This is a genomic window from Micromonospora sp. NPDC048842, from assembly GCF_040649935.1.
Lineage (GTDB): Bacteria > Actinomycetota > Actinomycetes > Mycobacteriales > Micromonosporaceae > Micromonospora > Micromonospora hortensis.
This window is the reverse complement of record NZ_JBEZGK010000010.1, coordinates 232,185-258,245: the sequence shown is the minus strand read 5'-3', so window position 1 is coordinate 258,245 and position 26,061 is coordinate 232,185. Positions and strand designations below refer to the sequence as shown.

General features: G+C 72.1%; 28 protein-coding genes. 13 read left to right on the top strand and 15 right to left on the bottom strand.

The window, feature by feature from the left end:
- Positions 1 to 2 precede the first annotated feature (2 nt).
- The 5 genes from AB0C19_RS17275 to AB0C19_RS17255 all read right to left on the bottom strand — a co-directional run bounded on the left by AB0C19_RS17275 (position 3) and on the right by AB0C19_RS17255 (position 4,214).
- Complete coding sequence (locus AB0C19_RS17275; protein ID WP_357185920.1) at positions 3 to 1,460, bottom strand: serine/threonine-protein kinase; 1,458 nt, start codon at positions 1,458 to 1,460, stop codon at positions 3 to 5.
- 98 nt (positions 1,461 to 1,558) lie between these two features.
- Positions 1,559 to 1,762, bottom strand: coding sequence for a hypothetical protein (locus tag AB0C19_RS17270; RefSeq protein WP_357185917.1), 204 nt, complete (start codon positions 1,760 to 1,762; stop codon positions 1,559 to 1,561).
- A gap of 2 nt (positions 1,763 to 1,764) precedes the next feature.
- Positions 1,765 to 2,808: a substrate-binding domain-containing protein gene (locus tag AB0C19_RS17265; protein ID WP_357185914.1), complete on the bottom strand. Its 1,044-nt coding sequence runs from the start codon at positions 2,806 to 2,808 to the stop codon at positions 1,765 to 1,767.
- Positions 2,809 to 2,944: 136 nt separating this feature from the next.
- Positions 2,945 to 3,832: a helix-turn-helix transcriptional regulator gene (locus AB0C19_RS17260; RefSeq protein WP_357185911.1), complete on the bottom strand. Its 888-nt coding sequence runs from the start codon at positions 3,830 to 3,832 to the stop codon at positions 2,945 to 2,947.
- A 142-nt stretch (positions 3,833 to 3,974) separates the two neighbouring features.
- Positions 3,975 to 4,214 (bottom strand): DUF397 domain-containing protein, encoded by a 240-nt coding sequence (locus AB0C19_RS17255; RefSeq protein ID WP_091406718.1) that lies wholly within the window; start codon positions 4,212 to 4,214, stop codon positions 3,975 to 3,977.
- 264 nt (positions 4,215 to 4,478) lie between these two features.
- Between AB0C19_RS17255 and AB0C19_RS17250 the strand changes: the two genes are divergently transcribed.
- A complete protein-coding gene (locus AB0C19_RS17250; protein ID WP_124857357.1) occupies positions 4,479 to 5,129 on the top strand; it encodes a GGDEF domain-containing protein in 651 nt (216 codons plus the stop codon).
- 10 nt (positions 5,130 to 5,139) lie between these two features.
- Here AB0C19_RS17250 and AB0C19_RS17245 read toward each other — a convergent pair whose 3' ends face one another.
- Positions 5,140 to 6,216, bottom strand: a complete 1,077-nt coding sequence (locus tag AB0C19_RS17245; protein ID WP_357185907.1) for a phosphotransferase — start codon at positions 6,214 to 6,216, stop codon at positions 5,140 to 5,142.
- 115 nt (positions 6,217 to 6,331) lie between these two features.
- Here AB0C19_RS17245 and AB0C19_RS17240 point away from each other — a divergent pair, with 115 nt between their 5' ends.
- Positions 6,332 to 6,976, top strand: coding sequence for an NAD(P)H-dependent oxidoreductase (locus AB0C19_RS17240; RefSeq protein WP_357185904.1), 645 nt, complete (start codon positions 6,332 to 6,334; stop codon positions 6,974 to 6,976).
- Positions 6,977 to 7,038: 62 nt separating this feature from the next.
- On the opposite strand, the gene AB0C19_RS17235 is transcribed toward AB0C19_RS17240, so the two are convergent.
- Positions 7,039 to 7,530, bottom strand: a complete 492-nt coding sequence (locus AB0C19_RS17235) for a type II toxin-antitoxin system PemK/MazF family toxin (protein ID WP_030336385.1) — start codon at positions 7,528 to 7,530, stop codon at positions 7,039 to 7,041.
- Positions 7,531 to 7,580: 50 nt separating this feature from the next.
- Here AB0C19_RS17235 and AB0C19_RS17230 point away from each other — a divergent pair, with 50 nt between their 5' ends.
- Together AB0C19_RS17230 and AB0C19_RS17225 are read left to right on the top strand one after the other, a co-directional pair.
- Positions 7,581 to 8,096, top strand: a complete 516-nt coding sequence (locus AB0C19_RS17230; protein WP_357185900.1) for an NUDIX domain-containing protein — start codon at positions 7,581 to 7,583, stop codon at positions 8,094 to 8,096.
- A 26-nt stretch (positions 8,097 to 8,122) separates the two neighbouring features.
- A complete protein-coding gene (locus AB0C19_RS17225) occupies positions 8,123 to 9,361 on the top strand; it encodes a hypothetical protein (RefSeq protein ID WP_357185898.1) in 1,239 nt (412 codons plus the stop codon).
- A gap of 76 nt (positions 9,362 to 9,437) precedes the next feature.
- On the opposite strand, the gene AB0C19_RS17220 is transcribed toward AB0C19_RS17225, so the two are convergent.
- The 6 genes from AB0C19_RS17220 to AB0C19_RS17195 form a co-directional block, all read right to left on the bottom strand.
- Positions 9,438 to 10,652 (bottom strand): FUSC family protein, encoded by a 1,215-nt coding sequence (locus AB0C19_RS17220; protein ID WP_357185894.1) that lies wholly within the window; start codon positions 10,650 to 10,652, stop codon positions 9,438 to 9,440.
- A 58-nt stretch (positions 10,653 to 10,710) separates the two neighbouring features.
- Positions 10,711 to 11,226, bottom strand: a complete 516-nt coding sequence (locus AB0C19_RS17215) for a DUF2267 domain-containing protein (RefSeq protein ID WP_357185891.1) — start codon at positions 11,224 to 11,226, stop codon at positions 10,711 to 10,713.
- 205 nt (positions 11,227 to 11,431) lie between these two features.
- Positions 11,432 to 11,830: an NUDIX domain-containing protein gene (locus AB0C19_RS17210; RefSeq protein WP_357185888.1), complete on the bottom strand. Its 399-nt coding sequence runs from the start codon at positions 11,828 to 11,830 to the stop codon at positions 11,432 to 11,434.
- A 51-nt stretch (positions 11,831 to 11,881) separates the two neighbouring features.
- The gene (locus AB0C19_RS17205) at positions 11,882 to 13,168 is read right to left on the bottom strand and encodes a hypothetical protein (RefSeq protein ID WP_357185966.1); all 1,287 of its coding nucleotides are present in this window, start codon (positions 13,166 to 13,168) and stop codon (positions 11,882 to 11,884) included.
- Between the two features lie 131 nt (positions 13,169 to 13,299).
- On the bottom strand, positions 13,300 to 14,121 hold the full coding sequence (locus AB0C19_RS17200; protein WP_112589707.1) for a sugar phosphate isomerase/epimerase family protein: 822 nt from the start codon (positions 14,119 to 14,121) through the stop codon (positions 13,300 to 13,302).
- Positions 14,118 to 15,158, bottom strand: coding sequence for a zinc-binding dehydrogenase (locus AB0C19_RS17195; RefSeq protein WP_357185884.1), 1,041 nt, complete (start codon positions 15,156 to 15,158; stop codon positions 14,118 to 14,120). Before AB0C19_RS17195 ends, AB0C19_RS17200 begins: the two co-directional genes overlap by 4 nt.
- A 115-nt stretch (positions 15,159 to 15,273) precedes the next feature.
- On the opposite strand from AB0C19_RS17195, the gene AB0C19_RS17190 reads away from it, so the two are divergent.
- The 4 genes from AB0C19_RS17190 to AB0C19_RS17175 are packed head-to-tail and all read left to right on the top strand — an operon-like array spanning position 15,274 to position 19,147.
- Positions 15,274 to 16,668, top strand: a complete 1,395-nt coding sequence (locus AB0C19_RS17190; protein WP_357185880.1) for an extracellular solute-binding protein — start codon at positions 15,274 to 15,276, stop codon at positions 16,666 to 16,668.
- Positions 16,669 to 16,715: 47 nt separating this feature from the next.
- Positions 16,716 to 17,621, top strand: coding sequence for a sugar ABC transporter permease (locus AB0C19_RS17185; protein WP_357185877.1), 906 nt, complete (start codon positions 16,716 to 16,718; stop codon positions 17,619 to 17,621).
- On the top strand, positions 17,621 to 18,487 hold the full coding sequence (locus AB0C19_RS17180; RefSeq protein ID WP_357185874.1) for a carbohydrate ABC transporter permease: 867 nt from the start codon (positions 17,621 to 17,623) through the stop codon (positions 18,485 to 18,487). Before AB0C19_RS17185 ends, AB0C19_RS17180 begins: the two co-directional genes overlap by 1 nt.
- A 54-nt stretch (positions 18,488 to 18,541) precedes the next feature.
- Positions 18,542 to 19,147, top strand: a complete 606-nt coding sequence (locus AB0C19_RS17175; RefSeq protein ID WP_357185871.1) for a class I SAM-dependent methyltransferase — start codon at positions 18,542 to 18,544, stop codon at positions 19,145 to 19,147.
- 120 nt (positions 19,148 to 19,267) lie between these two features.
- On the opposite strand, the gene eccB is transcribed toward AB0C19_RS17175, so the two are convergent.
- The gene (gene eccB / locus AB0C19_RS17170; protein ID WP_357185868.1) at positions 19,268 to 20,653 is read right to left on the bottom strand and encodes a type VII secretion protein EccB; all 1,386 of its coding nucleotides are present in this window, start codon (positions 20,651 to 20,653) and stop codon (positions 19,268 to 19,270) included.
- Positions 20,654 to 20,782: 129 nt separating this feature from the next.
- Between eccB and AB0C19_RS17165 the strand changes: the two genes are divergently transcribed.
- Positions 20,783 to 21,502: a spermidine synthase gene (locus AB0C19_RS17165; protein ID WP_266302800.1), complete on the top strand. Its 720-nt coding sequence runs from the start codon at positions 20,783 to 20,785 to the stop codon at positions 21,500 to 21,502.
- Between the two features lie 97 nt (positions 21,503 to 21,599).
- Positions 21,600 to 21,776 (top strand): hypothetical protein, encoded by a 177-nt coding sequence (locus AB0C19_RS17160; protein ID WP_238677404.1) that lies wholly within the window; start codon positions 21,600 to 21,602, stop codon positions 21,774 to 21,776.
- A gap of 16 nt (positions 21,777 to 21,792) precedes the next feature.
- On the opposite strand, the gene AB0C19_RS17155 is transcribed toward AB0C19_RS17160, so the two are convergent.
- Positions 21,793 to 23,595, bottom strand: a complete 1,803-nt coding sequence (locus AB0C19_RS17155) for an acyl-CoA dehydrogenase (RefSeq protein ID WP_357185864.1) — start codon at positions 23,593 to 23,595, stop codon at positions 21,793 to 21,795.
- A gap of 152 nt (positions 23,596 to 23,747) precedes the next feature.
- Here AB0C19_RS17155 and AB0C19_RS17150 point away from each other — a divergent pair, with 152 nt between their 5' ends.
- From AB0C19_RS17150 to AB0C19_RS17140, 3 genes are all read left to right on the top strand, one after another.
- Positions 23,748 to 24,170, top strand: a complete 423-nt coding sequence (locus tag AB0C19_RS17150) for an MmcQ/YjbR family DNA-binding protein (protein ID WP_357185861.1) — start codon at positions 23,748 to 23,750, stop codon at positions 24,168 to 24,170.
- A 153-nt stretch (positions 24,171 to 24,323) separates the two neighbouring features.
- Positions 24,324 to 25,358, top strand: a complete 1,035-nt coding sequence (locus AB0C19_RS17145; protein ID WP_357185858.1) for an L-dopachrome tautomerase-related protein — start codon at positions 24,324 to 24,326, stop codon at positions 25,356 to 25,358.
- A gap of 98 nt (positions 25,359 to 25,456) precedes the next feature.
- On the top strand, positions 25,457 to 26,056 hold the full coding sequence (locus tag AB0C19_RS17140; RefSeq protein WP_357185855.1) for a DUF4291 domain-containing protein: 600 nt from the start codon (positions 25,457 to 25,459) through the stop codon (positions 26,054 to 26,056).
- Positions 26,057 to 26,061 lie beyond the last annotated feature (5 nt).

Sequence of the window (26,061 nt, the reverse complement as noted above, 5' to 3'; positions counted from 1 at the left end):
TATCAGTCGTCCGTACGGCTGGTGGAGAAGCTGCCGGTCCGGGCGAGCAGAGCGTCCAGTTTCGCGCCCGTCTGCGCTGGTAGACGGTCCCGCCGCACCAGCTCGGCGATGCGGTCCCGTAGGTCGGCGACGCGCTCGGCGCGGTCCCTGGTGCGGCGGTTGAGGTCGGCGAGGTCGTCGCGCAGATCTTCGGCGGTCTTCCGGTCGACGTCGCCGCGGGCGACAGCGGTGGCGAGGACGGCGGCGAACTCGCTGCTCACCTCCCGGAAGCTGACCGGTAGCTGCTGCCCGACGGTCGGGGGCGCGGTGCTGGCGGTGGGGCGTGTTGGCGACGGTGCGGCCGGCGTCGGCGAATGTGTCGTGGGCGCCGGGGCCGGGGCGGAGGTCGACGGCGCGGCCGCGATCTCGGCCGGGTCGGGTGTGCCCGGGTTGCCGAGCGGATTCTCCACGAACAGGACGCCGACGCCGATCAGTACCGCGAGCACGGCCGCGACGAGCACGGCGAGGGGCCGACGCGACCGGCGTCGGGCCGGTGCGGCGGGTGCCGGGACGGGACGGGCCACCATCGACCGGTCGATCAGGGTGGGCGGGTGGGCGGCCGGCCGGATGCGCAGCAGCTCGGTGGGTGGCTCGACCGGCTGACCGGCGCCGAAGCGGCGGGCCAGGTGCGCGGCGCTCGGCCGGTCGGCCGGGTTGGCGGCCAGGCTGGCGACTGTCAGCTCGGCGATGTCGGCGGGTAGGCCGGGCACCCGCAGCGGCGGCACCGGGGTGCCCAGCCGGTGCACTTCCAGCGCGTCCTCCCAGCTCTGCACGGGCAGTGGCGCCCGCCCGGTGAGGGTGCGGTAGAGCAGTGCGCCGAGGGCGTACACGTCGCTCGCCGGGTCGGGCGGGCCGGCGGTCAGCCGTTCCGGGGCGAAGTAGGCGGGGGTGCCCATCAGCGGTTCGCCGGACTGGCTGTCGAGGCCGCCGAGCGCGGCGATGCCGAAGTCGAGCACCTTGGCGCCGGTGTCGGTGAGCATGACGTTGCCGGGTTTGACGTCGCGGTGCACGACGCCGATGCGGTGCGCGGCGGCCAGCGCGGCAGCGATCTGCCCGGCCACTCGGACCGCCTCCGGCCAGGGAAGCGGCCCGGTCCGCAGCCGGTCGGCCAGGTTGTGACCGTCGACGAGTTCCATCACCAGGTACGGGACCACGACGCCGCCGGCCAGGGTCGCCTCGGCGTAGTCGTACACCTGGGTCACGTGTGGGTGGGTCAGCCGCGCGGCCGCGCGGGCCTCGCGTTGGATGGTGGCCCGCAGTTGTGGGTCGGTGGCGAACTGCCCGGCGAGCACCTTGATCGCAACTGGCCGGCCGAGCACCTCGTCGTCGCCTCGCCACACCTCGGACATGCCACCGAGACCGATCCGCTCGTGCAGTACGTAGCGGTCGTGGAGGCGGAGAGTGGGCGTGAGCGGCGACATGGCTTCACCAGTCTGCCTGGCAACACCGCCCTCGACCACTCTGCGTGCCCGGACCCACACTGTTCGTCCCGTGCGTACCGGAATGGGATTGGTGCGGTTCAGGAGCAGCGCGGGCTGGCGGGCAACGGTCGTGGCTGGATGCGGTCGGCGAGCCGGCGCAGGGCGAGGGCGGTGGCCTGCCGGGTCGGGGCGAGCAGGGCCCGGCGGGGGTGTTCGACCTGGACCGGAGCATCCGGTCGGGCCGAGTTGACGTGCCGGTTCATGGCGTCGAGCGCGGTGATGTATCCGGTGGGAGGTTCCATGGTCAACCCCTCGGGACAGGTCCGGTGGAGCCCCGGACAATGAGTGCGGTGGGCAGCAGTACGTGACCGGCCGCGACGTCCGCGGGCGGGTCGAGCAGTAGTTCGGCGGCGATTCGGCCCTTCTCCTCGGCCGGTTGCCGGACGGTGGTGAGACCGGCCGCGGCGGCCTCGGGGACGTCGTCGAAGCCGGTCACCGAGACAGTTGGACGATCATGGGCCGGCCGTGCGGCCAAGGCGTCCAGCACACCGAGCGCGAGGACGTCGGAGCCGGCCAGCACGGCGGTCGGCGGCGCGGGTTGGTCGAACAGCCCGGCGACGGCTGCGGCTGCCGCCGGGCGGCTGTTGCCCGGGACGTTGACCACAGTCAGCTCGGCCCAGCCGACGCCGACCTCGGCGAAGGCGTCGGCGAACCCGCTGAGCCGACCTCGGGTGGTCGGATGCGGCACCTGGTCGACCCCGGCAACTGTGAGCGGGCCGGCCGGCGCGTCGGGCAGCACGGAGTCGGCGAGCAGCGCCACCCGACGGTGCCCGAGCCCTGCGACGTGCGCGGCGGCGCTGCGTGCGGCGGTCCGCTCGTCGATGCCGACGAACCGTTCGTCGGCGCTGGCGTCGTCGCGGGCGGCCGTGCTGACGAACGGCAGCCCGCGTTGTCGGATCACATCCAACGCCCATTCCTCGTCGGCGACGCAGTAGACGCAGAACCCGTCGACGGCGGCGTTCTCCACCGCCTGTCGGGCGTCGGTCGCCCCCGGGGGCAGCGGCACCAGCAGCATGCTGATGCCGTGCCGTTCGGCCGCCGCGCCGACACCGGCGAGGAAGCGGACCGCGAACGGGTCGGTGAAGGCGTACGACAGTTGCGAGGTGAACAGCACCCCTATCGACCCGACGAAACCTCGGCGCAGGGAGCGCGCGGTGGGGTTGGGGCCGGGGTACCCGAGTTGCCGGGCGGCGTCCAGGATCCGCTCGCGCAGGGCGGCGGAGAGCTGGTCGGGGCGGCTGTAGGCGTTGGACACGGTGCTGCGCGAGACGCCGACGGCGTCGGCCACGGCTTGCAGTGTTGGCTTCACCGGCACCCCTCTGTATCGATCCAGTCTGTATCGATACAGAGACTAGCCCGGCCGGTCGGCGTCGGTCAATACGTGGGCCGAGAGTCCCGCCTGCGGGCGCCTGATCGGTCGAGGGTCAGGCTGGGTAGGTGTCGTCCAGCAGTCGCCCGAGGATCTCCGCCGTACGCTCCGGCGGCTCGGCCTCGACGCAGAGCCGCTCCATGGCCACCGCGTAGTAATCCAGATCGTCGCGCTTGTCCAGGTAGATGGCGCTGGTGAGCTGTTCGATGTAGACGATGTCCGGAAGCTCCTGGTCGCCGAAGCGCAGGATGGTGAAGGCGCCCCCGGCGGCGGCGTGGCCACCGGCGGCGAACGGGATGACCTGCAACCGGATGTGGGGCGACTTGGTCGCCTCGATGAGCGCGGTGAGCTGACCGCGCATTACCTCGGCGCCACCGATGGGCCGGCGCAGGGCCGCCTCGTCCACCACGGCCCAGAGCTGCGGCGGGTTCTGCCGCTGGAGCAACTGTTGACGCTGCATCCGCAGCGCGACACGTCTGTCGATCTCACCCGGGCCGGCCGCGCCGTGCCCGAGCAGCACGACCGCCCGGGCGTACTCCCGGGTCTGTAGGAGGCCCGGCACGAACTGCACCTCATAGCTGCGGATCAGCGCGGCGGCCGCTTCCAGGCCCAGGTACGACTGGAACCAGGAGGGCAGCACGTCGCCGTAACGGTGCCACCAGCCAGGGCTGTTCGCGTCCCGCGCGAGCTTGAGCAGCGCGTCACGCTCGTGGTCCTCGGTGACGCCGTAGAGGGTCAACAGGTCGGCTACGTCGCGCTCCTTGAAGCCGACCCGACCGAGCTCCATTCGACTGATCTTGGATTCGGAGGAGCGGATCTCCCAGCCGGCGCCCTCCCGGGTCACCCCGCTGGACTCCCGGAGACGGCGCAGTTGGGCGCCGAGCAGCATGCGCAGCACGGTCGGCCCGGTTGTCGGACCACCCTCGGCGGGAACCATCGTCACGTGCGGACCTCCGGACACCGACCCACGACGGCCGGGCGCCCCGGCCCGGCCGACGTGTAAGCATGCCATGGACCGACAGTGAGGTGAACTCCTCCGCGCCGGCAAATCGGTCCCGTCGCCGGGACGACCCACCCTCGGACGGTCAGTTGATCAGGTGGTCGAAATCTCCGTCCCGCGCACCGAGAACGAAGGCGGCGATCTCATCCACTGTGTAGATCAGTGCCGGCCCTTCCGGGTGTCGTGAGTTGCGGACCGCGATGCCCGCTCCCTCGGGCAGTTCGGCCAGTTCGACGCAGTTGCCGCTGGGGTTGCTGCGGCGACTCTTCTGCCAGCTCAGCGGAGGCAACTGGTGGATCGGTACGCCATTGGGTGGCTGCTGCATGGGGGCGTCTTTCTGTTACGAGCCCGCCGGTGGCCGTGGGAGGAGCGGTGACGGCGAGGGGGTGCGGTATCGACATTGGACGGTTCTGCACGTGCATCTGCTATTGCATCTGCATCCGACGGCGAGCATGATAACGCACATGATCGGTGCCCATCCGTTCACTTTGTGTTACCCCCACACGGGCAACGATCAGGCAAAACTGGGCCCGACGCGGCGCGCCGCGTCAACCGAAGACTGGAGGCGGTCGCGGCGATGGGAGGGTTCGTGCCGGATCCGATGAGTGTCGCCTCCGGCGTCTGCGCGGCGGGCGCGCTGCTCTCCTCCTGGCAACTACGCCGACGGGCGGTGCGCGCCGAGGCCGAGATCGGTCACCTCCAGGCAGAGCTGGCCGCCGAACGGCACGCCGCCAGCCACGACCCACTCACCGGGCTGCCCAATCGACGCGCCTTCTACCGCCTGGCGGCCGCCCTGCTCACCGACGCCGCCGGCCAGCCGCTGATCGCCGTGGTGCTCGATCTGGACGACTTCAAGCAGATCAACGACCGGTACGGGCACGCCGCCGGCGACCAGGTGCTGATCAGTGTGGCCGAACGGCTCGCCGGCTTCGCCGGGGACAACCTCGTGGCGCGCCTCGGCGGCGACGAGTTCGCCGGGCTTCTCTCCAGCCCCACCGTCGACCGGCGCTGGATCGAGCACTCCACCCGTCGGCTCAGCGAAACCGTCGCCGCGCCGATCCGGCTGAGCGGGTGCAGCGTCCGGGTCACCGCGTCCGTCGGGCTCGCCCCGGTCACCGGCCCCGCCCAGCTCACCGACGCTCTCAGCCGCGCCGACGCGGCCATGTACCAGGCGAAGAGCCTCGGCGGCACCCGATCGCCCCGCCAACTGGTCGACAGCGCGTTCCTCGGCGAGCGCTGACCGTTCAGCCCTATTCCGCGTGGTGGCCGCCCTGAACGGACGCCGGGCCCGCGACGCGCCGCCGGTCGAGACCGCGCAGTGCCGCATCGGCGAGAGTGACCAGACCCACCGGTGACACCAGCCCTCGCACGATCCGCGCCGCCCGATCCCGGTCGGCCGCCTCGGCGTCGAGGTCCAACGCCTGGCGGGTCCAGTCGCTGAGGTCGTCCAGCGCGCGGACCGCGAGGAACCAGGCCAGGCGCACCGGGTCGACGTCGGTCCTGCCGTAGCCGGCGAGCACTGCCTGCTGCTGCTCGGCAGTGATCGGCGCGAAGGCGAGCACCCCACCAAGGACGAACATGAGGTCGCACTCGGGCGGGGCGAGCACCGCGTCATCCCAGTCGATCAGCCAGACCCGCCCGTCCGCGCCGAGCAGCAGGTTGCCCAGGTGCGGGTCGCCGTGGCAAACGACGTTCGCGCCGGGCCGGTCACGCTTGTCGACGGCACGGTGCTCGACCTCGCGGATCAGCACCCCCAGCCGGTCGGCCGCCGCGGACCACACCCCCGCCAGCTCCATCACCAGCGGGTCCGCGAGGTCGACCGGGTCCGGGTCGCGCAGCCGCGCGGCCATCGCGCGGGTTGCGGTCACGATCGAGGGGTACGCGGCGCCGCCCGCCGGTAGCAGCCGGCTCAGCTCGACGGTCACCGGCACCTCGTGCACGGCGGCCAGCACCTCGCCGTACAAGCGCCAGTGCGCGCCGGTCATCGGGCCGTCGAGCGCTCGCCGGTCGGAGACCCATGGGACCACCGAGAGGCGGCGGCCGTCGTTGTCGATCGACAGCCGTCCGTCGTCGGCCCGCAGCGGCGCGGCGATGCCCGGCACCCCCTGTTCGGCCAGGTACGCCGTCACGACCAGGCCGGCCGAGGTGCCGCCACCGCTTAGCTTGACCGCGTACCGAGAGCCGTCGGCGTCCCGAGCGAGCCACAGTCGGGCGTGCTGGTCCGCCCCGGAGGTGACGGACTCCAGCGTGGACAGGCGCAGGCCGAAGCCCGCCCGTACCTGTTCGGCCACCTGCCGTGCGACGTCCTGCACCATGCGGAACACCATGCCAGCGCTCCGGCCACCGACCCAGCGGTTTTGCCGGCCGCCGGGGCGTTCCGAGACGTCCTATCCGGGTATGGCAAGTCAGTACCCGAATCATGACCGCCGAGAGGAACTCGACGTGGCGACCATCAGCGCCCTCGTACTCAACTGCACCCTCAAGCCGTCGCCTGCGCCGTCGAGCGCCGATCAGCTCGGTCGGGAAGTGCTCGCCGAGTTGGCAGTGCAGGGCGTGGAGGGCGAGATGATCCGGGTCGTCGATCACGACGTGCGTTTCGGGGTGTCCACGGACGAGGGCGACGGCGACGGTTGGCCGGCGATCCGCGCCAAGCTGATGGCAGCCCAGGTGCTGATCATCGCCACGCCGATCTGGCTCGGCCAGCCCTCCAGCGTCTGCAAGATGGTCCTCGAACGCCTCGACGCCGAACTCTCCGAGACCGACGCCGAGGGCCGGCTCCTCACCTACGGCAAGGTGGCCGGCGTCGCCGTTGTCGGCAACGAGGACGGCGCCCACCACACCATCGGCGAGGTGCAGCAGGCGCTCAACGAGGTCGGGTTTACCATCGCCGCGGCCGCCGCGACCTACTGGGTCGGGGAGGCACTGCAGACCGTGGACTACCGCGACGCCGGCCCCAAGCCCGACACCACCGGCCGCACCACGAAGGCCCTGGCGCTCAACACCGCACACCTGGCCCGACTCCTCGCCGACCAGCCGTACCCGCCGCCGGACACGAAGGGTGCCGCGGTCGGGCCGAGCCGCGAATAGATCTCGCCGCCAGGTGCCTCACTGTGGGGCTACCCCCACTGCCGGGGTTGCTCGCCGCGCGGTCAGCGCCAGCCGTAGCCGGCGCGCAACGCCTGCCCGACGCGGTCGAAGCGGGGCCGGTCCAACACGGCGCCCTCCCGGCGGATGCTGTCCTCGCGCATGGTGAGCACCCGGTCCAGCCGGACCCAGCTCGGCCGGTTGTCGCGGTCCCACTCACCCGGCCCGAGCGCGAACCAGTGCCGCTGACCGTCCCGCTCGCTCTGGCTGGACAGCATCAGCCCGAACAGGGTCCGGCTGTGCCGCCCGACGACCAGCACCGGCCGGTCCTTGCCCTGGCGGGGGTCGTCCTCGTACGGCACCCACGTCCAGACGATCTCGCCCGGGTCGGCCTGACCGTCCCGTTCCGGAGCGTAGGTCAGCTCCCGACGCTGCAGGGCGCTCACCTGACGGCGGCGGGCCACCTGCGCGGGCGCCGGCCCGGTACGCCGGGGCGACGGGATCACCGCACCGACCCGGGAGATACGCGCCGCGACATTCCTCAACAGACCAGCCACGGCGGGCAGCCTACCCGCCGCCGAAGAGGGCGGTACGACAGACTGGCTCCATGAACGAGCTGCCCCGTGACCTGCCGATCCTGGAGCGACGCGCGGTGCGGGTGGTGGTCACCGACGGTGCCGACCGGGTGTTGCTGTTTCACACCCGCGACCCGGACCACGCCCGGCTGGGCACCTGGTGGGAGCTGCCGGGCGGTGGCATGGATCCCGGTGAGACCTATCGCGACACGGCGGTGCGGGAGCTGCGGGAGGAGACCGGCATCGTGATCACCGCCGACGAGGTTGGTGCGCCGAACTGGCGGCGGCGGGCGAGCTTCCTGCACCGCCAGTTGCGGCACGTCCAGGACGAGGTTGTCGTCGCCGTACGGCTGGCCGGCCCCGGCCCGGACGTGGACGAGGCGCACCGGCTCGACTACGAGCGGGAGGACTACTTCGGCTTCCGCTGGTGGCCGTTGCCGGCGGTGGTCGCCAGTCGGGAACGGTTCTATCCCGGGCAGCTCCCCCGGCTGATCACCCCGTTCCTCGCCGGCACGAAGATCGACGAGCCGTTCGAGCTGTGGTCATGAGCCGGGCCGGCGGGCAGAGTGGGGACATGAGGACCGATCTGCACGGGCCGCTCTCCGCGTACGCCGCGCGGCTGCACACCACGGCCGGCGACGGACACCACGTCGCCTCCCCGCTCGGTGCCTGGCTGCTGCTCGCTGTCACTGCCACCACGGCCGACAGCGATCCGGCCGTAGCGGACAGAGCCGCCGCGAAGCTGGCGCAGGCGCTGGGCACCGACCTGCCGAGCGCGGCCGAGGTGGCCAGAACACTGTTGGAGGCGCCGCACCCGCTGGTCGGGTCCGCCACCGCGCTCTGGCACCGAACGGGGCAGGGCGACGGCGGGCCGGCGGCGTGGCGGGCCGCGCTGCCCAGCACGACCGAGGTCGGCGCACTGCCCGATCAGGCCGGGTTGGACGCCTGGGCGCGCGAGCACAGCCTCGGCCTGATCGAGACGTTCCCCCTGGAGGTCGATTGGGACGTGGTGTTCATCCTGGCCAGCGCGTTGGCCACCCGGGTGTCCTGGGCGAACCCGTTCGACGTCGCCGACGCACGCGCGCTCGGCGCCAACAGCCCGTGGGCCGGTCAACTACGGCGGGCACTACGCAGCCCGAGCCATGGCCACCACTGCGCCATCGTGTCCACAGCGCGGGCCGGTGACGTGATCGTGCACGCCGCACCCGCCCAGACGACCGACGGTGCGGGGCTGGTCGTCCTCTCGGTCGCCGCCGCGCCGCAGGTGCCACCGGCCGAGGTGCTGGCCACTGCGTACGACCTGAGCGCCGACGCGGCCGACGGCGCGCCACCGGTGGGCAGCCGCGCGCTGTTCGACCTGCCGCTCGGCGAGACTCCGCTGTGGACGCTGACCGAGGAACGGGTGCACACCTGGGCGCGCGACGGCCGCGAAGAGCGGCACACCGCCGTCCTGCCCTGCTGGTCCGCTCGGAACGACCATGACCTGACCGCCCCGGCGCTCGGCTTCGCCGCCGCGGTGGACACGCTCGCGACGGCGCTGGCGCTGCCGGTGGAGCGCTTCGAGGCATGGCAGACGGCGGTGGCCCGGTTCGACAGGTACGGCTTCGAGGCGGCGGCGGTGACCGGCATGGCCGGGATCACCAGCATGCCGCCGGAGGGCGTGGCCCGCACCGCCGAGCTGCGCTTCGGCCACCCGTACGCGGTGGTGGCCGTCGCCACCGACGCCGGGGCCGACGGCGTCACCGGCCCGTGGCACGGGGTGCCGGTCTTCTCCGCCTGGGTCGCCGAGCCCGAGGAGGTGTCCGAGGCGTGAGTCACCTCGCGGAGGACCAGGTGACCGCTGTGCTCCGGGCTGACACACGCTCGGCCCGTTCGATCGCCGGCGGCGCTCACTCGGGTGCGCCACCCGGCCGGAGTGACTCCTCGCCGTGCTGCTCTGCCTCCCGTACCACCTGGTTCGCGGTTGTCGGATCGCATCCGGTGGCCCGCAGGAGGTCGCTGGCGGCGGTGCGCAGTTGAGTCACCACCGCGTCGCCGAACTCGTCGACGCCCCGCGCCCGCGCGCGACCGGCCTGGTAGACGGCGTCGCGCGCGGCCTGCCGGGTGCGCTCGGTCGGTCGGCCGGCCCGGTGTTCCCGGCGCAACAGCTCGACCGCGTCGGCGAGTCTCCCGACGCTGGCCGGCAGGTCGGGGGGAATCGGCTCGTTGTACTGCAACGCCATCGCCGATCGGCGGGCCACTCCCCGGCCGTGTTCGATGACGCGTTCCACGTGCTGGCTGGCCCGCGCGAACCGCTCCACATCCTGGCGGCGCAGCCACCGGGCGGGCGCAAGACTCACCACCTCCTCGGCACCGCTCAGCGCCTGGTGCATGCGTTCGAGGTCGGGGCCCATGGCGCGCAGCGCGTCCAACGCGCGGACCGCCCGCTGCTGTTCCCCGGTGTGCAACGCGGCGGAGACCTCCCGTAGTTGCTTGGCGAGGCACTGGTAGATCGGCGCGGCGTCACGGTCGAGGATCCGCATCGGGTTCAGCGGCACCAGAACCGCAACCACCACGAGACCCACGACGCCACCGACCATCGCCTCGACGATCCGGGGCCACTCGAGGTCCTGTTGGGCGGGGCTGAGAGCGGCGAGCAGCACCGCCGTGCCGCCTGCCTGACCGACGGCGGCACCGCTGCGCCCGAACAGCACGAGCGTGGCGAAGATCGCGCACCCGACGACGAACCCGGTCTGCCAGAACCCGGTGCCCAGAAAGGACAGCAGGAAGTCGGTGGTGGCGATACCGAGGCCGACCCCGACCAGCAGTTCGACGGTGCGGTGGGCGCGTTGACCTAGCGCGGCGACGATAGTGCCCACCGCCGCCGAGGGCGCGAAGATCGGCGCAGGGTTGCCCAGCACGTCGTGCCCGATCGCCCAGGCCAGAGCTGCGGCGAGGCCCGCCTGCACCGAGATCACCAGTGCGACTTCCAGCTGGCTCAGCCGCAACCGCCCCGCCCGGCCACCGCGACCGCGAACCCGGGCAGCGGCCGCCCTGACTCGTTCCACCACCCGCCCACGCCGTGGGCGGGTGACGTCGGGTCGGCGGCGACCATCAGGATCCACCGAGCACTCGTACCACGCCGAGTCCGGCCAGTACCGACAATCCCGACACGAGGTCGGGTCAGAACCCGCCGTCGCGCGGCAGTCGCGCCACCATCTCCCGGAACTCCCGCACCGTCATCGCCGTTCGCAACGTGGCGAAGACGGCGCCCGTGCCGGCCCGGGCAGCGGCCGGGTCCACCCCGGCACGCTGTTCCACCCGACGAAGGAACTCCGTCGGGCCGGCCTCCATCGGAGTCGCGCCGGCACCGCCGACCTCCAGGCCCACCCCGCTGGTCAACCCATCGGCGCCAACATCCGGGGTGAGGGCCCCGGCCGGATCCGGGGCCGGAAGGGCCGTCCCGGCCGCATCCGAGGCAGGACCGGAGGCCCCGCCCGCATCCGGGGCCGGGCCGCTCAGGTAGCCGTCGACCTCGTTCGGAAGGTGCCCGACGAGGTCGCCGGGCGCGTCGCCGGTCACCCGCTCGGCCAACGTCTGGAGCACGGCGCGGGCGAGCACGGCGGCCTCCTCGGCCGGCAGGCCGGACCGTTGGGACACCGCGTCGATGAAGTACGGGAACCCGTCGCCGTCGGTCACGCTCGGCCGGTTACCCCTGGCCGGCTGCGACAAACTGCTGCTAGGGCCTGTTTCATAAGGGCGGTCGAGCCGAGGCGGAGTCCGGGCGGCGATCCGGCAAGGCGCGGTTTCGTCCGGATACCGGTGTCGTATCCGGACGAAACCGCAACGCCGCCGGTCGTCGTTCGGGCCCGCCGCAGGCCGGCCAGTTCTTATGAAACAGGCCCTAGGTGAGCAGACCCTCGGCCCTCAGGTGGTCGAAGATGATCTGGTCGACCGGCGAGGTGCGGTGTCGGTCCGCGTACCCGAGCCAGGCCATCTCGGCGATCTCGCTGGCCGGCCGCAGCTCTCCCCGATAGTCGGCCCGGTAGCAGGTCATCCGCACGGTGACGCCGGTCGTGTGGCCGTGCGCCTGAGCGGTGAAGGTGCCCAGGTGCACGGCGCCGGGCACGTCGACCTCGACGCTCAACTCCTCGTCGATCTCCCGACGCAGGGTCTCCAGGTCGGTTTCGCCCGGCTCACGCTTTCCGCCCGGCAGGTACCAGACGTCCTTGCCCACCGACCGGGTGCTCAGCACCCGACCGTCCTCGACGAGGATCCAGGCCACCTTGTCGATCTCGCGCACGATGCTCCTTACCGCCGCCGGGATCGGGGACGCTACCACCCGGCACCGCGCTCAGTCGGCGAGCAGGTCGAGCAGCAGCGCTGCGGTCCAGCTGAACGCCGGTGAGCCCAGCCCGACGCCGGTGTCCGGGTGGAAGTACTCGTGGCAGCCCGCGCCGGCGACCAGACCGATCATCGAGCGGCGCAGCCCGGCGGCCAGCTCCGGGTGACCGTGCTCGAGCAACCCACGCCGGACCATCCAGCCGATGTTGAGCCAGCTCGGCCCACGCCAGTAACGCACCGGCTCGAAGTCGGGTGCGGTGCGGTCGTACGTAGGCAGCGGCCGGTCCATCCGACGGGCCAGCCCGAAGCGCGCCGACCGGGCCTCGACGATCAGCGCGTCGGCCTGCCGGGTCGGCAGGCCGGGCAGGATCAGGGGCGTCAGCCCGAGCACGGTACGGGCGCTCAGCAGGCGGTCGGTGCGCAGGTCACGGGGCTGGAACGTGCCGGTTTCCGGGTCGTACAACCGGCGCAGGAGGGCTTCGGTGACCCAGGCGGCGCGGGCCTGGTGCGGCCCGGGATCGTCGCCGACGAGCGCGGCGATCTCGGCGAGGGCGTGTTCGGCGGCCCCGAACGCCGCGTTGAACAGTGGGCACTCCACCAGGAACGGGTGCGCGGCGGCCAGGTCGCGGTCGGAGTAGCAGTGCTCGCGGTAGGCGGCGACGATCGCCAGGTAACGCGCGTAGTCCAGGTCTGTGGGGCGGTGCGCGGCGTCGGCGTGCGTGGTGTCGTGCCGACGGTACGCCCGCATGACTGCCGCCTCGGCCGGCACCGCGGCCATCGGCTCGTCCCAGGCCGGACTGTTGTCCAATCCCGACTCCCACGGGTGCACGATGCAGACCAGCCCGTCCCCGGCCACGTCCCGCCGGTCGGCCAGGTAGCGCTGTTGAGCGACCAACGCGGGATAGAGCCGGCGCAGCGCGGCCAGGGCGGTGGGGTCGGGCGCCCGCCGGTACGCCAGCAGCGCGGCGAGCGCGTGCACCGGCGGCTGGACCAGGCCGGAGGTGGCCACAGTCGGTGCTCCCGGCACGTCGGCCGACCGCCACATCTCCGGCCCCGGGAAGTACGCGCCGACCCGCAGCGCCCTGTTGAACACGATGTGCGGCACGCGGCCGTCGGCCCACTGCGCCCGGAACAGGCTGGCCAGCTCCCGCCAGGCGCGGTCGGGACGGACCTGGGCCAACCCGATCGCGATGAACGCGGAGTCCCAGCTCCACTGATGCGGGTAGAGCGTGCGCGAGGGCACTGTGTGGTCGTGCTCCCAGTTGGCGTCGAGCGTGTCGACAGCGAGCCGGCGCAGCCCGGCCGCGTCGGCCGGGCCACCCGTGCCGGCGGCGTCGGCGCGCGTCGCTCCGGCGTCGGCGGGCTCGCCGACGTTAATCGGCTCGGCGTCGGCCGGCGCGCCGACGCTGGTCAGCCTCGCGTCGGGGGTCACGCGGCGGCCCGCCGGGGCAACGCGTGTCGCAGCACAGTGGCGGCCTGTTGCAGGGCCCGCACCGGGTCGCCACGGAGCCGGCACTCCAGCGCCAGCCAGCCCCGGTAGTCCAGCTCCAGCAGGGTTCGCACCAGCGCCGGCCAGTCCAGGTGCCCGGCGCCGGGCTGGTACCGGTTGGAGTCGCTGACCTGGACGTGCCCGAGGTACGGCGCGGCGGCGCGCAGCGCGCGGTGCACGTCGTCCTCCTCGATGTTCATGTGGAAGGTGTCGGCGACCACCCGGACCGACGGAAGTCCGAGCGCGGCGCAGAGCGCCACCGCCTCGTCGAGACGGTTGACCATGTGGTCCTCGTACCGGTTGAGGGGTTCCAGGAAGAGGGTGACCCCCTCGGCCCGGGCGTGTTCGCCCAGCTCGCCGAGGGCGTCGAGGAGCACCTGCCGGTCGCCGTCGGGGGCCCGGGGCGGCTCGAACGGCGGCAGTCGTCGGGAGAACATCCCCCAGGCGGCCGGGGTCATCACCCCGACGCCACCCAGCTCGGCGATCACCGAGAGCTGGGAGCGCAGGTTGCGGACGGCGTCGGCGGACCGGGCCGGGTCGAAGTCGCCGATGAAGTGGTCCATCTCGACGCAGACGGTGGGCATCACCACCCCGGCGGCGCGGGCCCGGCGCAGCTCGGGCAGCCGGCGGGCGAACGCCAGGTCGCCGCGGCCGCGTAGTTCGATGCCCTGGTAGCCGAGGGCTGCCGCGAGGGCGTACTTCTGGATCAGGTTGGTGCCCGGCAGGAGTTGTTCCTGACAGGCCAGCGCGATGGTGGTCATGAGAACCTCAGCACGACTTGGAGGACGTCACCGGCGCCGCGGTCGAGCAGCGCGAGGGCGTCGGCGACCGCGCTGGCGTCGACGATGTGGCTGACCAGCGGCAGCGGGTCGACGCTGCGGTCGGCCACCAGGTCCATGAAGGTCTGCGCGACCCGGTCTCCGGTCCACCGGCCGGCCATGCTCGGCGCGGGGGTGGGTCCGGAGACCTGGGCGGCCACCAACTGGATGCGGTTGTGGTGGAACTCCTCGCCGAGGCCGAGTGCCTCGGCCTGGCCCTGGTAGAAGCCGGCGGCCACGACCCGCCCGGCGTGGGCGGTGGAGCGGATCGCCTCGTGCAGCGCCGGGTACGCGCCGGACAACTCCAGGCAGACGTCGGCCCCCCGGCCGTCGGTGGCCTGGCGCAGCACGGCGGCGGCGGAGGCGACAGTGACATCCACTGTGGATCTGGCGCCGTATCGGGCGGCGTGCTCCAGCCGGTCGGGAACCGGGTCGACGGCCACCACCCGGGCCCCGGAGAGCACCGCGAGCCGGGTGGCGAGCAGCCCGATGACCCCTTGGCCGAAGACGCCGACCCAGTCGCCGAGGTGCAGGTCACCGGCGAGCACGGCGGTCAGCGCGATGGCGCCGGGGCGGGCGAAGACCGCAGCGAGCGGGTCCAGCCCGGCAGGGAGCGCGCGGACCGCGTCAGCGGCGAGCACGGCCTCGGCCCGGTGCCCCCAGATGCCCCAGACGAGCTGGCCCGGATGCCGGTCGGTGACTCCCGGCGCGACCTCGATGACCTCGCCGACCTCTTCGTAGCCGAAGCCGATCAGCGGGTAGGGCACCGGCGTCTGCCGAGGGACGAACATCCGGGCGGCGTCGTCCCAGTCCTTGCTGAGCCGGGGATTGCTGCCCCGGTAGAGGGTCAGCTCGGTGCCGGCGGAGATGCCCGAGTAGCAGGTGCGGACTCGGACCTGGCCGGGGCCGAGCGGATCCGGCGGGCAGGGCTCGAGGCTGATGCGTCGAGGCCCGGCGAGAGAGACCACCCAGTTGCCCATGTGTCACATCCCGGTAGCACTGGGCTCCAGGATAGCAAAAAATCGCGATATGTCTTGCTATTGATTAATCGAAGGTGTTGGATCCTTCTTGTACCCTTCGAGAGGAGTGCCATCGATGTCTGCACCTCCGAGGCGGATACTCGCCACCACCCTGATCCTGGCACTGACCACGTCCACCCTGCTTGCCTGCGGCGACGACGAGCCAGACAGCAACAGCAAGAAGATCACCGTCTGGAGCCTGGAGGACGTGGCCGACCGGGTCACCGCCACCAAGGCGATCATCGCCGACTTCACCGCCAAGACCGGGATCCAGGTCGATCTCGTGACCGTCAACGAGGACCAGTTCCCCTCACTGATCGCCGCCAACGCCGCCGCCGGCGACCTGCCCGACGTGGTCGGTTCGGTCTCCCTAGCCGGCATCCGTACGCTCGCCGGCAACGAGCTGCTGCACGCCTCGGCGAACGCGGAGGTCGTCGACAAGCTGGGCAAGCAGACGTTCTCCCCCCGAGCGCTGGAGCTCACCTCCGACGACGGCAAACAGCTGTCCGTGCCCAGCGACGGCTGGGGGCAGCTGCTCGTCTACCGCAAGGACCTGTTCGCCGCGGCCGGCCTGCCCGCCCCCGACACGTACGAGCGGATCACCACCGCCGCGGCCCGGCTGAACACCGGCGGCGTCGCCGGCATCACCGCGGCGACCGCCCCCAGCGACGTGTTCACCCAGCAGACCTTCGAGCACCTGGCGTTGGCCAACGGCTGCCAGCTCACCGACGACTCGGGGAAGGTGACACTGGATTCGCCCCAGTGCGTCGAGGCGTTCCGCTTCTACGGTGACCTGATCCGCACCAGCTCGGTGAAGGGCGCGCAGGACGTGGACACCACCCGGGCCACCTACTTCGCGGGCAAGGCGGCAATGGTGATCTGGTCGCCGTTCATCCTCGACGAGCTGGCCGGGCTGCGCAACGACGCCAAGCCGACCTGCCCCCAGTGCCAGGCGGACCCGGCGTTCCTCGCCAAGAACAGCGGGTTCGTCACCGCGATCAAGGGCCCGAACGGCACCGAGCCGGCCCAGTACGGCGAGATCAGCTCATGGGCGGTTCTCGACGGTGCGGTCACCGACCCGGCGAAGTCCTTCGTGGAGTACATGCTCGGTGACGGCTACCCGCGCTGGTTCGGCATGTCCCCCGAGGGCCGCTTCCCGGTGCGCAAGGGCACCCCCGCCGAGCCGGAGGCGTACCTGACCGCCTGGAACACCAGCCAGGCGGGCGTGGACGCGAAGAAGCCCCTCACCGACGTGTACGGCGAAGAGGTGCTGGCCACGCTGCGCCGCAGCCCGGACACCTTTGGGCGCTGGGGGCTCACCCAGGGGCAGGGCAAGCTCGTCGGCGCCATGCTCGGCGAGTTGCCGGTGCCCAAGGTGCTGGGCGACCTCGTCTCCGGCAAGTCCGACGCGGCGGCCACCGCCAACCGCGCCACGAAGGACGTGGACGCCATCAAGGCGGGCGTCAATTGACCACCACCGCGCCCGGCCCCGGCCGCTCCCCCACCAGGGAGCGGTCGGTGCCACCCCGGCGCCGACCGTTGACCCTGCGCCGCCGCGAATCCCGGGCCGGGCTCGCGCTGGTCGCACCGACCCTGCTCGTCACCATCGCGGTCATCGGCATCCCGATCGTCTGGACGGTGGTGCTCGCCTTCCAGCGGGTCCGGCTGGCCACGCTGCGCAAGACCGGCCTGTTCGGCGAGTTCACGATGGACAACATCGACCGGGTGCTGAACACCCCCGGCTTCGCCGAGACGCTGTGGGTCACGCTGATCTACAGCATCGGCGGCACCGTCGGATCGATAGTGCTCGGTCTGGTGGCCGCACTGGTCGTCCGCCGGCCGTTCCGGGGTCGCACCCTGGTCCGGGCGTCCATGCTGCTGCCGTACGTGGCACCGGTGGTCGCCGTGACGTTCGTCTGGCAGGTGATGCTCGACCCGCAGCTCGGCATCGTCAACGCCTGGGGTCAACGCCTGCTCGGCTGGGACGCCCCGGTGCCGTTCCTCACCCAGGAGTCGACAGCGCTGGCCACGGTGATCGTCTTCGAGGCGTGGCGGTACTTCCCGTTCGCGTTCCTGTTCCTGCTGGCCCGGCTCCAGGCGGTGCCCGGCGAGTTGGAGGAGGCCGCACGGGTCGACGGCGCCACCCCCACCCAGCGGTTCCGGCACATCCTGCTGCCGCAACTGCTGCCGGTGATCGCCCTGCTGGGCGTGCTGCGCTTCATCATGACGTTCAACAAGTTCGACGACGTCTACCTGCTCACCGGCGGTGCGGCCGGCACCGAGGTGGTCAGCGTGCGGGTGTACGAGTTCCTCACCGCCCGCACCGACATCGGGGCCGCGGCCGCCCAGGCGGTCGTGCTGGCCGTGGTGCTCATCGTGTTCGTGCTGATCTATCTGCGCTTCTTCGGACGGAGGGTGGGTTGATGGACCGGGACGTGGTGGAGACGGTGAGCCTGCGTTGGCTGCGCCGCCTGGTGATCGCCGTGTTCCTGGTGATCACGGTGTTCCCCTTCTACTACATGCTCGTGCTCTCGGTGCGTCCCATCGAGCGGCTGCTGCTCGACCCCGGGGCGCTGGTGGTCGGCTTCGGTGAGCTGACAGTGGCCACGTACGCCGAGGTGCTCAAGTCCACCGACGACGGCGGCCAGGGTTTCCTCACCTTCATCCGCAACAGCGGGCTGGTCGCCGTCGCGGCGACAGTGCTCACCCTCCTGGTCGCGATCCCCGGCGCGTACGCGGTGGCCCGGCTGCGGTTCTTCGGCCGGCGGCAGGTGGACTTCCTGTTCCTGGCTGTCTACCTGTTCCCGTCGATCGTCATCGCGATCCCGCTGTTCGTGGTCTTCACCCGGGCCGGGCTGCGCGGCTCACTGTTCGGTCTGGTGCTGGTCTACATCTCGCAGACGTTGCCGGTGTCGGTCTACATGCTGAAGAACTACTTCGAGACCATTCCGGTCAGTCTGGAGGAGTCGGCCGCCATCGACGGCGCCGGCCGGCTCGGCATCATCCGCCGCGTCAGCCTGCCCCTGGCGATGCCCTCGATCATGGCGGTCGCGCTCTACGACTTCATGATCGCCTGGAACGAGTTCCTCTTCGCCCTGCTGTTCCTGGTCGACAAACCCAACCGGTGGACGGTCTCGCTGGGGTTGTCCCTGCTCGCCGACGGGGTGGAGGTCCCCAAGACCGTGCTGATGGCCGGGTCGGTGGTGCTCACCCTGCCCATCGTGATCCTCTTCTTCGCCAGCGAACGGCTGCTCACCGAGGGGCTGACCAGCGGCGCGGAGAAGGGATGATCGTCTCGTCCGGGTCGCCCGCCCGGCCCCCGCCGGCCCGGATACGGTGGCCTCATGGCCAACCCGACCCGCTGGGCGACCGACACCGGCCCCGAGCACTCACAGTGGTATATCGACCGGTTCCGCAAGCTCGCGGCCGAGGGCGCGGACCTGGCCGGCGAGGCCCGACTGGTGGACGCCCTCGTCGCGCCGGGCTCTCGCATTCTCGACGCCGGCAGCGGCACCGGCCGCGTCGGTGCCGCGCTGGCCGAGCGGGGGCACACCGTGGTCGGGGTGGATGCCGACCCCGCGCTGGTGGATGCCGCCCGTGCCGACTATCCCGGCCCGACGTGGCTGGTCGCCGACCTCGCCGAGCTGGATCTACCGGCGCTGGGTGAGGCCGAGCCGTTCGACGCGGCGGTGCTGGCCGGCAACGTGCTCGCCTTCGTCGCCGTCGGCACCGAACCGGACGTGCTGCGCCGGGTGGCGGCGCACCTGCGACCCGATGGCGTGCTGACAGTGGGCTTCGGCACCGAGCGCGGCTACCCACTGACCGCGTTCGACGCCGACGCGGTGGCCGCCGGGCTACGCGTGGAGCAGCGCTTCGCCACCTGGGACCTGCGCCCGTGGCGCGACGACGCCCCGTTCGCGGTAACCGTCCTGCGCCGCCCGGCCGACTGACACCGCCCGCCACGCCTTACTTCCCGGTGATCAAGAGGTTTCCGTCAGGATCACGCCAGGTTCTGACGCAAACCTCTTGATCACCGCCGGCATGCCGCGCCGGCGGCGGGCTTTGGGGGTTCAGTCTGGGGCCGCTACGGCGCGGGCGGCGGCTGGGTCGAGGGTGGCGCCGGCGGGCACCAGGCTGACCAGCCCGGCCGGTAGCCGCACCGGCCGCACGTCGCGGTAGCCGAGCATCGGGAGCACCTCCCGATCGGCCAGCACGTACCGTCGGCCCAGGTCGGTGACCACGGAGACCGCGCCGCCGGTCGCGCCGGGCGCCGCGGCGGCCTCGACCACCGCGCCACGGCCCGGCTCCACCACCACGTGGTCGGCCAGCACCGCGCCGCCGGTGGGCGCGGTGCGGGGCACGGCCGTCAGGTCCCGCAGCGGTACGCCCCAGCGCACCTCACCAACCCCGCCGTCGTCGCCGATGCGGGTGCAGAGCGCCCCGCCGTCGCCGGCCGCGAGCCGGGGCGGGGTCGGTGGCGGGGCGTTCGGGCCGGTCGGGGCCAGATCAGGCACAGTGGGCAGCGCGGCGAACCGACCCAACGTCATCGGCACCGGCTCGACCTGCCCGGTGCGGGCCAGCAACAACCCCGCCTGCAACTCGGTGATGCCGGCCAGGCCGGCGTCGAGCGCCACCGCGTACTGCCGGCCGCCACCGGAGTTGCTCACCAGGTAGACGGTGCCGATCGCGGCACCCGGCACCCGGGTGGCGGGCCGGCCCAGTGCGGGCAGGTCGAGTGGGGCGAGGTCGGTGCCGGCGGGCAGCGAGTTGAGCAGTGCCGGCGCCACCCGAACCGCCTGGGCGCGGGTGGTGGCGAGCGCCGCCAGCACCCGGCTCGGATCACGGACGAGGTAGCGGCGCTGGTGCCAGACCAGGTGCAGCCCACCGTCGGGGTGACGCAGCAGCAGCGCGTCGTCGCCCAACGGCCTACCCCCGTCGGAGTCGGTGCCGATCAGCAACGCGGAGCGGGGCGCCTCGACGCCCGTGCCGGCCGGGACCGTCGAGCAGACCGTCCACGCCGTGGCCGCCAGCCGGCCCGGGGCGGGCAGCGAGTCGGGCGCGTCGGCGATGCCCAACGGCAGCCCGCGCGGCACCCCGTCGATAGTGCGTCGGGACACCAGGACGGTCTTCGAACGGTCCGCACCGACGATGAGCAGCGCCGAGGCGTAGTTGAGCACCGGGTGCAGCTTCTGCTCGCGGTAGACGAACCGGGCGCCGGACTCCTTCTCCACTATCACCGCGCCCGGGTCGCGCCACCCCTTGCCGCCGCCGGCGAACAGGCCGTAGAGGGCGAAGCCACCGAGCCCGATCGCCGCGACCAGGACGCTGGCCAGGCCGGCGCCGGCCAGCCGCCGAAACGGCGACTGTGCGGGGTCGGTCTCCCGCATGACCAGGGCGGCGACTGCCCGCTGGACGCTGAACTGGTAGGAGTGCAGCTGGTCCTGCCGCGACGGCATAAGTCCCCTCCGGTGGATCGGCCGGGCACAGGATATGCGCTGCGTCGATCTCCCGTGGACCCTGCGTGGTCGCCCGTCGCGGGGCAACCGCTACCATCCGTGGACGAATCCGGCGGCGAGAGGGCACCCGTGGGCGCGCGTTTCGAAGAGCTGGCCTGGCGGGAGACCCCGATCGGCGCGATCAGTCTGCGCCGACGCCGGGACCCGGCACTCCAGGTCGAGGTGTACGAGGTCAAACTCGACGACGAGTACCTGATGTCCAGCCTCTTCCCGGTCGCGGAGATCGAGCTGGCCCGGCTCGGTCTCGCCGAGGTGGCCGGTGACTCGCTCGACGTGGTGGTGGGCGGTCTCGGGCTGGGCTACACCGCCTGCGCGGCGCTGGGCGACCCCCGGGTGCGCTCACTGTTCGTGGTGGAGGCGATCGAGGACGTGATCGACTGGCACCAACGAGGGCTGCTGCCGTTCGCGGCGGGGCTTGCCGAGGACCCCCGGACCCGCTTCGTGCAGGCCGACTTCTTCGCGGCCGTGGCCGGTGACACCGGCTTCGACGCCGAGGTGCCCGGCCGGCGGTTCGACGCGGTGCTGCTCGACGTCGACCACTCCCCGCGCAACGTCCTGCACCCGAGCCACGCGGCGTTCTACCCGCCGGCCGGGTTGCGTCGCCTGGCCGCCCTGCTACGCCCCGAGGGCGTCTTCGCGCTCTGGTCGGACGACCCGCCGGACGCCGAGTTCACCGCCGCTCTCACCGAGGTGTTCGCGAGCGTACGCGCGCATGTCGTGCCGTTCGCCAACCCGCTGACCGGCGGGGAGTCGGCAAACACCGTCTACGTGGCGCGTACCGGCCCCTGATCGACTTCGGTATGCCGCGCGCGCATGGTGTCGGCCGGACGGGGAACGAGAAGCCGGGGCCGGCCGCACCAGGCGCGGCCGGTTACGGGAGGTCGACATGCGTGCACTGCTCTGGGTTGTCGGCGTGGTCGCCGGCGTGCTGATCCTGCTCGGGTTGATTCTCGAGGCGGTCCGCTGGCTGATCATCATCGGTGTGATCGCGCTGGTGATCGTGATCGTCTGGGGCGTCGTCAAGGGGCGGCAGGCCGTGAGCCACCAGTCCCGCCGACGGTGACCGGCGGCGGGGCCGGTCAGAACCAGTCCGGGCGCATGTCGAGCGCGGTCCGGTCCCGGCTCTCCAGCAGGTCGAACTGCGGGCCGGTCCGGGGCAACTCGACGGCGAAGAAGTAGCGGGCGGCCTGCCGCTTGCCGGCGTGGAACGCGTCGCCGGCGCCCTCCGCCGGCAGCGCCAGGACCTGCTCCAGCCACATCCACGCGATCACCACGTGCCCGACGGCCTCCAGGTAGGCGCTGGCGTTGGCCAACGCCAGCACCGGGTCACCGTCGGCCCAGAGTCGACGGGTGACAGCGGTGACCCGGCCCACCGTGGCGGCCAGCCGATCCGCCAGCTCGGACGCCTCTCCCCCGACCTTGCGGGCCCGTTCGACAGTGTCACCGATCATCGTGGTCAGCAATGTGAGACCTGCGCCGCCCTGCATGATCATCTTGCGCCCCAGCAGATCCAGTGCCTGGATGCCGTGGGTGCCCTCGTGGATCGGGTTGAGCCGGTTGTCCCGGTAGTGCTGCTCCACGTCGTGGTCACGGGTGTAGCCGGCACCCCCGAGCACCTGGATCGCCAGGTCGTTGGCGGCGAGGCACCACTGCGACGGCCAACTCTTCGTGATCGGGGTGAGCACGTCCAGCAGCAGGTGCGCGCGCTCGCGGTCGGCCTCGGCCGGTGCGGTCTTCTGCTCGTCGAGCAGCCGCGCGCAGTAGAGCACCAGCGCCAGTGCCCCCTCCACGTAGCTCTTCTGGGCCAGCAGCATCCGTCGTACGTCAGGGTGGTCGATGATCGGCACCTGCGCGGCGGCCGGGTCCTTCGCGCCGACCGGCCGGCCCTGCGGCCTTTCCTTCGCGTACGCCAGGCTCTTGAGATAGCCGGTGTAACCCAGCGCGGTGGCGCCCGCACCGACCCCGATCCGGGCCTCGTTCATCATGTGGAACATCTGCGCCAGGCCCTGATGCGGCGCGCCGACCAGGTGACCGACAGCTCCGGCGCGGCCGGCCGGGGTGTGCGCGCCGTCGCCGAAGCTGAGCAGGGTGTTAGTGGTGCCCCGGAACCCCATCTTGTGGTTGAGGCCGGCCAACGCCACGTCGTTGCGCTCACCGAGCGACCCGTCCGGGCCGACCAGCACCTTCGGCACGATGAACAGCGAGATGCCCTTGACGCCGGGCGGCGCGCCCGGGATGCGCGCCAGCACCAGGTGGACGATGTTCTCGGCCAACTCGTGGTCGCCACCGGAGATCCACATCTTGGTGCCGAACAGCCGGTACGTGCCGTCCGCCTGCGGTTCGGCGCGGGTGGTGATGTCGGCCAGCGAACTGCCGGCGTGCGGCTCGGACAGGCACATGGTGCCGAAGAACCGACCGTCCAGCATGGGTCGGACGTAGGTGTCCACCTGCTCGGGGCTGCCGTGCGCCAGCAGCAGGTTGGCGTTGCCCAGGGTGAGGAACGGGTACGCCGAGGTGGCCACATTGGCGGCCTGGAACCAGGTGAAGCACGCGGCCGCTACGGCGTGCGGCAGTTGCAGGCCACCGACAGTGGCGTCCAGCCCGGCAGTGAGCAGGCCCGTCTCGGCGAAGCTGTCCAACGCCGCACCGACCTGCGGGATCAGCCGCACCCGCTGCCCGTCGAAGGTGGGCTCGGCCAGGTCGGCGGCGCGGTTGTGCGGGGCGAACTGCTCGGTGGCCACCCGCTCGGCGAGATCCAGGGCGTCGTCGAAGGTCTCCCGGGAGTGCTCGGCGTAGCGGGGGCGCTCGACGAGCTCGGACACCCGCAGCCACTCGTGCAGCAGGAAGTCGAGGTCACGGCGGGAGAGCAGGGTGGACGGCACGGCACTCCTCAGCGGGCACGGGGGCGGTCGGGCCGGGGCGACGGCCCAGTGTCGCCCCGCCCATCCTGGCGGATCGACGGGGCGCGCACCACCGGCCCGGGCGGGGTTCGACGAGCGGAACTTGTCACACCGACCGGTTAGCGTCGTTGTCCGTGACCGCACCCGGAGACGTCCCGCCCGAGGTCCTCGACCGGCTGCGGCCGATCTGTCTCGGGCTGCCGGAGACCTACGAGGAGCCCGCCTGGGTCGGCACCCGCTGGCGGATCCGCAAGCGGACCATCGCCCACGTGCTCACCGTCGACCCCGATCGCCAGCCGGTGCACGCGCGCGCCGCCGCACTCGACCAGCCCGCCTGCCTGCTGACCTTCCGGTCGCCACTCGACGAGATCGCCGGGCTCCTCGCCACGGGGCACCCCTTCTACAAACCGGATTGGAGTCCGAACGTGATGGGCATGGTCCTGGACGAGGACACCGACTGGGAGGAGGTGGGTGAGTTGCTCACCGAGAGCTACTGCGTCATGGCCCCCAAGCGACTCGCCGCCCGGGTCGGCCCCCCGGCACCGCCGATCGGCTGAGCGCCGACGGCGCCCTGCCGCCGGTTGAGCGCCGGCGGTGTCCTGCGACGGCTGTTTCGGCCGGCACGCTCCGGGGATACCGCGCCGGACGGCCGTAGCCGTCGTCAGCGGCTGGAAGCCGAGGCGCCGCCGGGCGGGGTGAGGAGCAGATTCATGTCGCTGCCCACCGAGGAGGATCACCGGTTGACGCCGGTGTTCCAAGAGGACCGGGTGTGCACGGGCGTGTCCACAGTGGGCGAGCGGGTGTTCCTGAGCTACCCGTCGGCGGATCGGCCCGGCGTACAGGTGGTGGAGGCGTTGCCGGACGGCCGTCGTGTCCCCTACCCCGACGCCGCGTGGAATCGTGCCGACCAGCCGCCGAGCGGGGCGTTCGTGCACGTCAACGGATTACGCGTCGGCTCGGATGGCAGGTTGTGGATCGTCGACTCGGGTTCGCCGCGGATCGGCGGCGCGCAGGTGCCGGGCGGCGCTCGGCTGATCGCTGTCGACCCGGACGACGACCACGTGGATCGGGTCTACCACCTCGACGAGGCGGTGCACCCGGGCAGCTACGTCGACGACGTCCGATTCAACGGCCGGGTGGCCTATCTCAGCGACGCCGGGGCAACCGGCCTCATCGTGCTCGACCTCGACTCGGGTCGGTCGAGGCGGGTGTTGGACGGGCAACCGAGCACGGCGGGCGGCCCGGTGATCGCCGACGGGCGCGTGCTGCGTGACCCGGACGGCGCCGAGGTACGCCTGCACGTCGACCAGCTGGAGGTGTCGCCGGACGGTCGCTGGCTCTACTACCAGCCGGCCTCCGGCGGGATGTCCCGGATCGCCACCCGCTGGTTGGACGACCCGTCGGTGTCCGCCGTCGAGCTGGCCCGGAGGGTCGAACGCTGGTGTGACACACCCAGCACCGGCGGCACTGCCATCGACGCCACCGGCACCATCTACCTCAGCGACCTGGAACGGCGGCGCATCCTCGTCCTCGCACCCGACCGCAGCGTACGGACGCTCGTCGCCGACCCCCGACTGGCCTGGGTGGACGCGATGTGGCTCGACGCCGATGCCCGGCTCTGGATGCCGGCGGCCCAACTGCACCTGACCGCCGGGCTCAACGGCGGGGTCTCGGCCGTCGACTACCCGGTCCAGATCTATCGGATGCCCGTTGAGATCGGGCCGCCCGCCCGGGACCACGCCTGAGTGCCCAGTCCGGCAGCCGCCGGTCCGCACCGGGTCTCCCCGGGCCCCGGTACGAAAACCCGGTGGAGAGGCGCGGTCCGATGGGTGAAGATCGCAGGGTGTCCGTTCCCGCCCGTCAGATCCGTGCTCGTTTCTCGGCCGACACGATCACCGTGTACCAGGCGTACCCACCGGAGATCGCGCTGCCGGCCGTGGCCGCCGGTCGCTTCGTGGCCCCCTTCAAGCGCGACCGGATGACCTGGATCAAGCCGTCGTTCCTGTGGATGATGTACCGCTGCGGTTGGGCCACCAAGCCCGGGCAGGAGCGCGTGCTGTCCATCGACATCACGCGGGAGGGCTTCGAGTGGGCGCTGGCGCGAGCCTGTCTGAGTCACTACGACCAGGGCGTGCACGCTGACCGGGCGACGTGGTCGCGGCAACTCAAGGCCAGCCCGGTACGGGTGCAGTGGGATCCGGAACGGACACTGCACCTGAGCGCGTTGCCCTACCGGTCGTTGCAGGTCGGGTTGTCCGGCGAAGCCGTCGCCCGGTACGTCGACGACTGGACGGTCAGCGTCACGGACATCACCCCCGCTGTCCACCGCGTACGGGAACTGGTGCGGGCCGATGACGTGCGGGCGGCCACGGACCACCTGCCGGCTGAACGAAGCTATCCGCTGCCGAGGCAGATCGCTGCCCACCTCGACGCCACCGGCTGACCGTT

Bases quoted from the DNA above. Each gene is read 5' to 3' on its own strand.
- AB0C19_RS17200 (WP_112589707.1), bottom strand. From the start codon at position 14,121: ATGACCACCATCGCGCTGGCCTGTCAGGAACAACTCCTGCCGGGCACC.
- AB0C19_RS17175 (WP_357185871.1), top strand. From the start codon at position 18,542: ATGGCCAACCCGACCCGCTGGGCGACCGACACCGGCCCCGAGCACTCA.
- AB0C19_RS17255 (WP_091406718.1), bottom strand. From the start codon at position 4,214: ATGCAGCAGCCACCCAATGGCGTACCGATCCACCAGTTGCCTCCGCTG.
- AB0C19_RS17225 (WP_357185898.1), top strand. From the start codon at position 8,123: ATGAGGACCGATCTGCACGGGCCGCTCTCCGCGTACGCCGCGCGGCTG.
- AB0C19_RS17230 (WP_357185900.1), top strand. From the start codon at position 7,581: ATGAACGAGCTGCCCCGTGACCTGCCGATCCTGGAGCGACGCGCGGTG.
- AB0C19_RS17275 (WP_357185920.1), bottom strand. From the start codon at position 1,460: ATGTCGCCGCTCACGCCCACTCTCCGCCTCCACGACCGCTACGTACTG.
- AB0C19_RS17195 (WP_357185884.1), bottom strand. From the start codon at position 15,158: ATGGGCAACTGGGTGGTCTCTCTCGCCGGGCCTCGACGCATCAGCCTC.
- AB0C19_RS17245 (WP_357185907.1), bottom strand. From the start codon at position 6,216: ATGGTGTTCCGCATGGTGCAGGACGTCGCACGGCAGGTGGCCGAACAG.
- AB0C19_RS17190 (WP_357185880.1), top strand. From the start codon at position 15,274: ATGTCTGCACCTCCGAGGCGGATACTCGCCACCACCCTGATCCTGGCA.
- AB0C19_RS17145 (WP_357185858.1), top strand. From the start codon at position 24,324: ATGTCGCTGCCCACCGAGGAGGATCACCGGTTGACGCCGGTGTTCCAA.
- AB0C19_RS17270 (WP_357185917.1), bottom strand. From the start codon at position 1,762: ATGGAACCTCCCACCGGATACATCACCGCGCTCGACGCCATGAACCGG.
- AB0C19_RS17160 (WP_238677404.1), top strand. From the start codon at position 21,600: ATGCGTGCACTGCTCTGGGTTGTCGGCGTGGTCGCCGGCGTGCTGATC.
- eccB (WP_357185868.1), bottom strand. From the start codon at position 20,653: ATGCCGTCGCGGCAGGACCAGCTGCACTCCTACCAGTTCAGCGTCCAG.
- AB0C19_RS17180 (WP_357185874.1), top strand. From the start codon at position 17,621: ATGGACCGGGACGTGGTGGAGACGGTGAGCCTGCGTTGGCTGCGCCGC.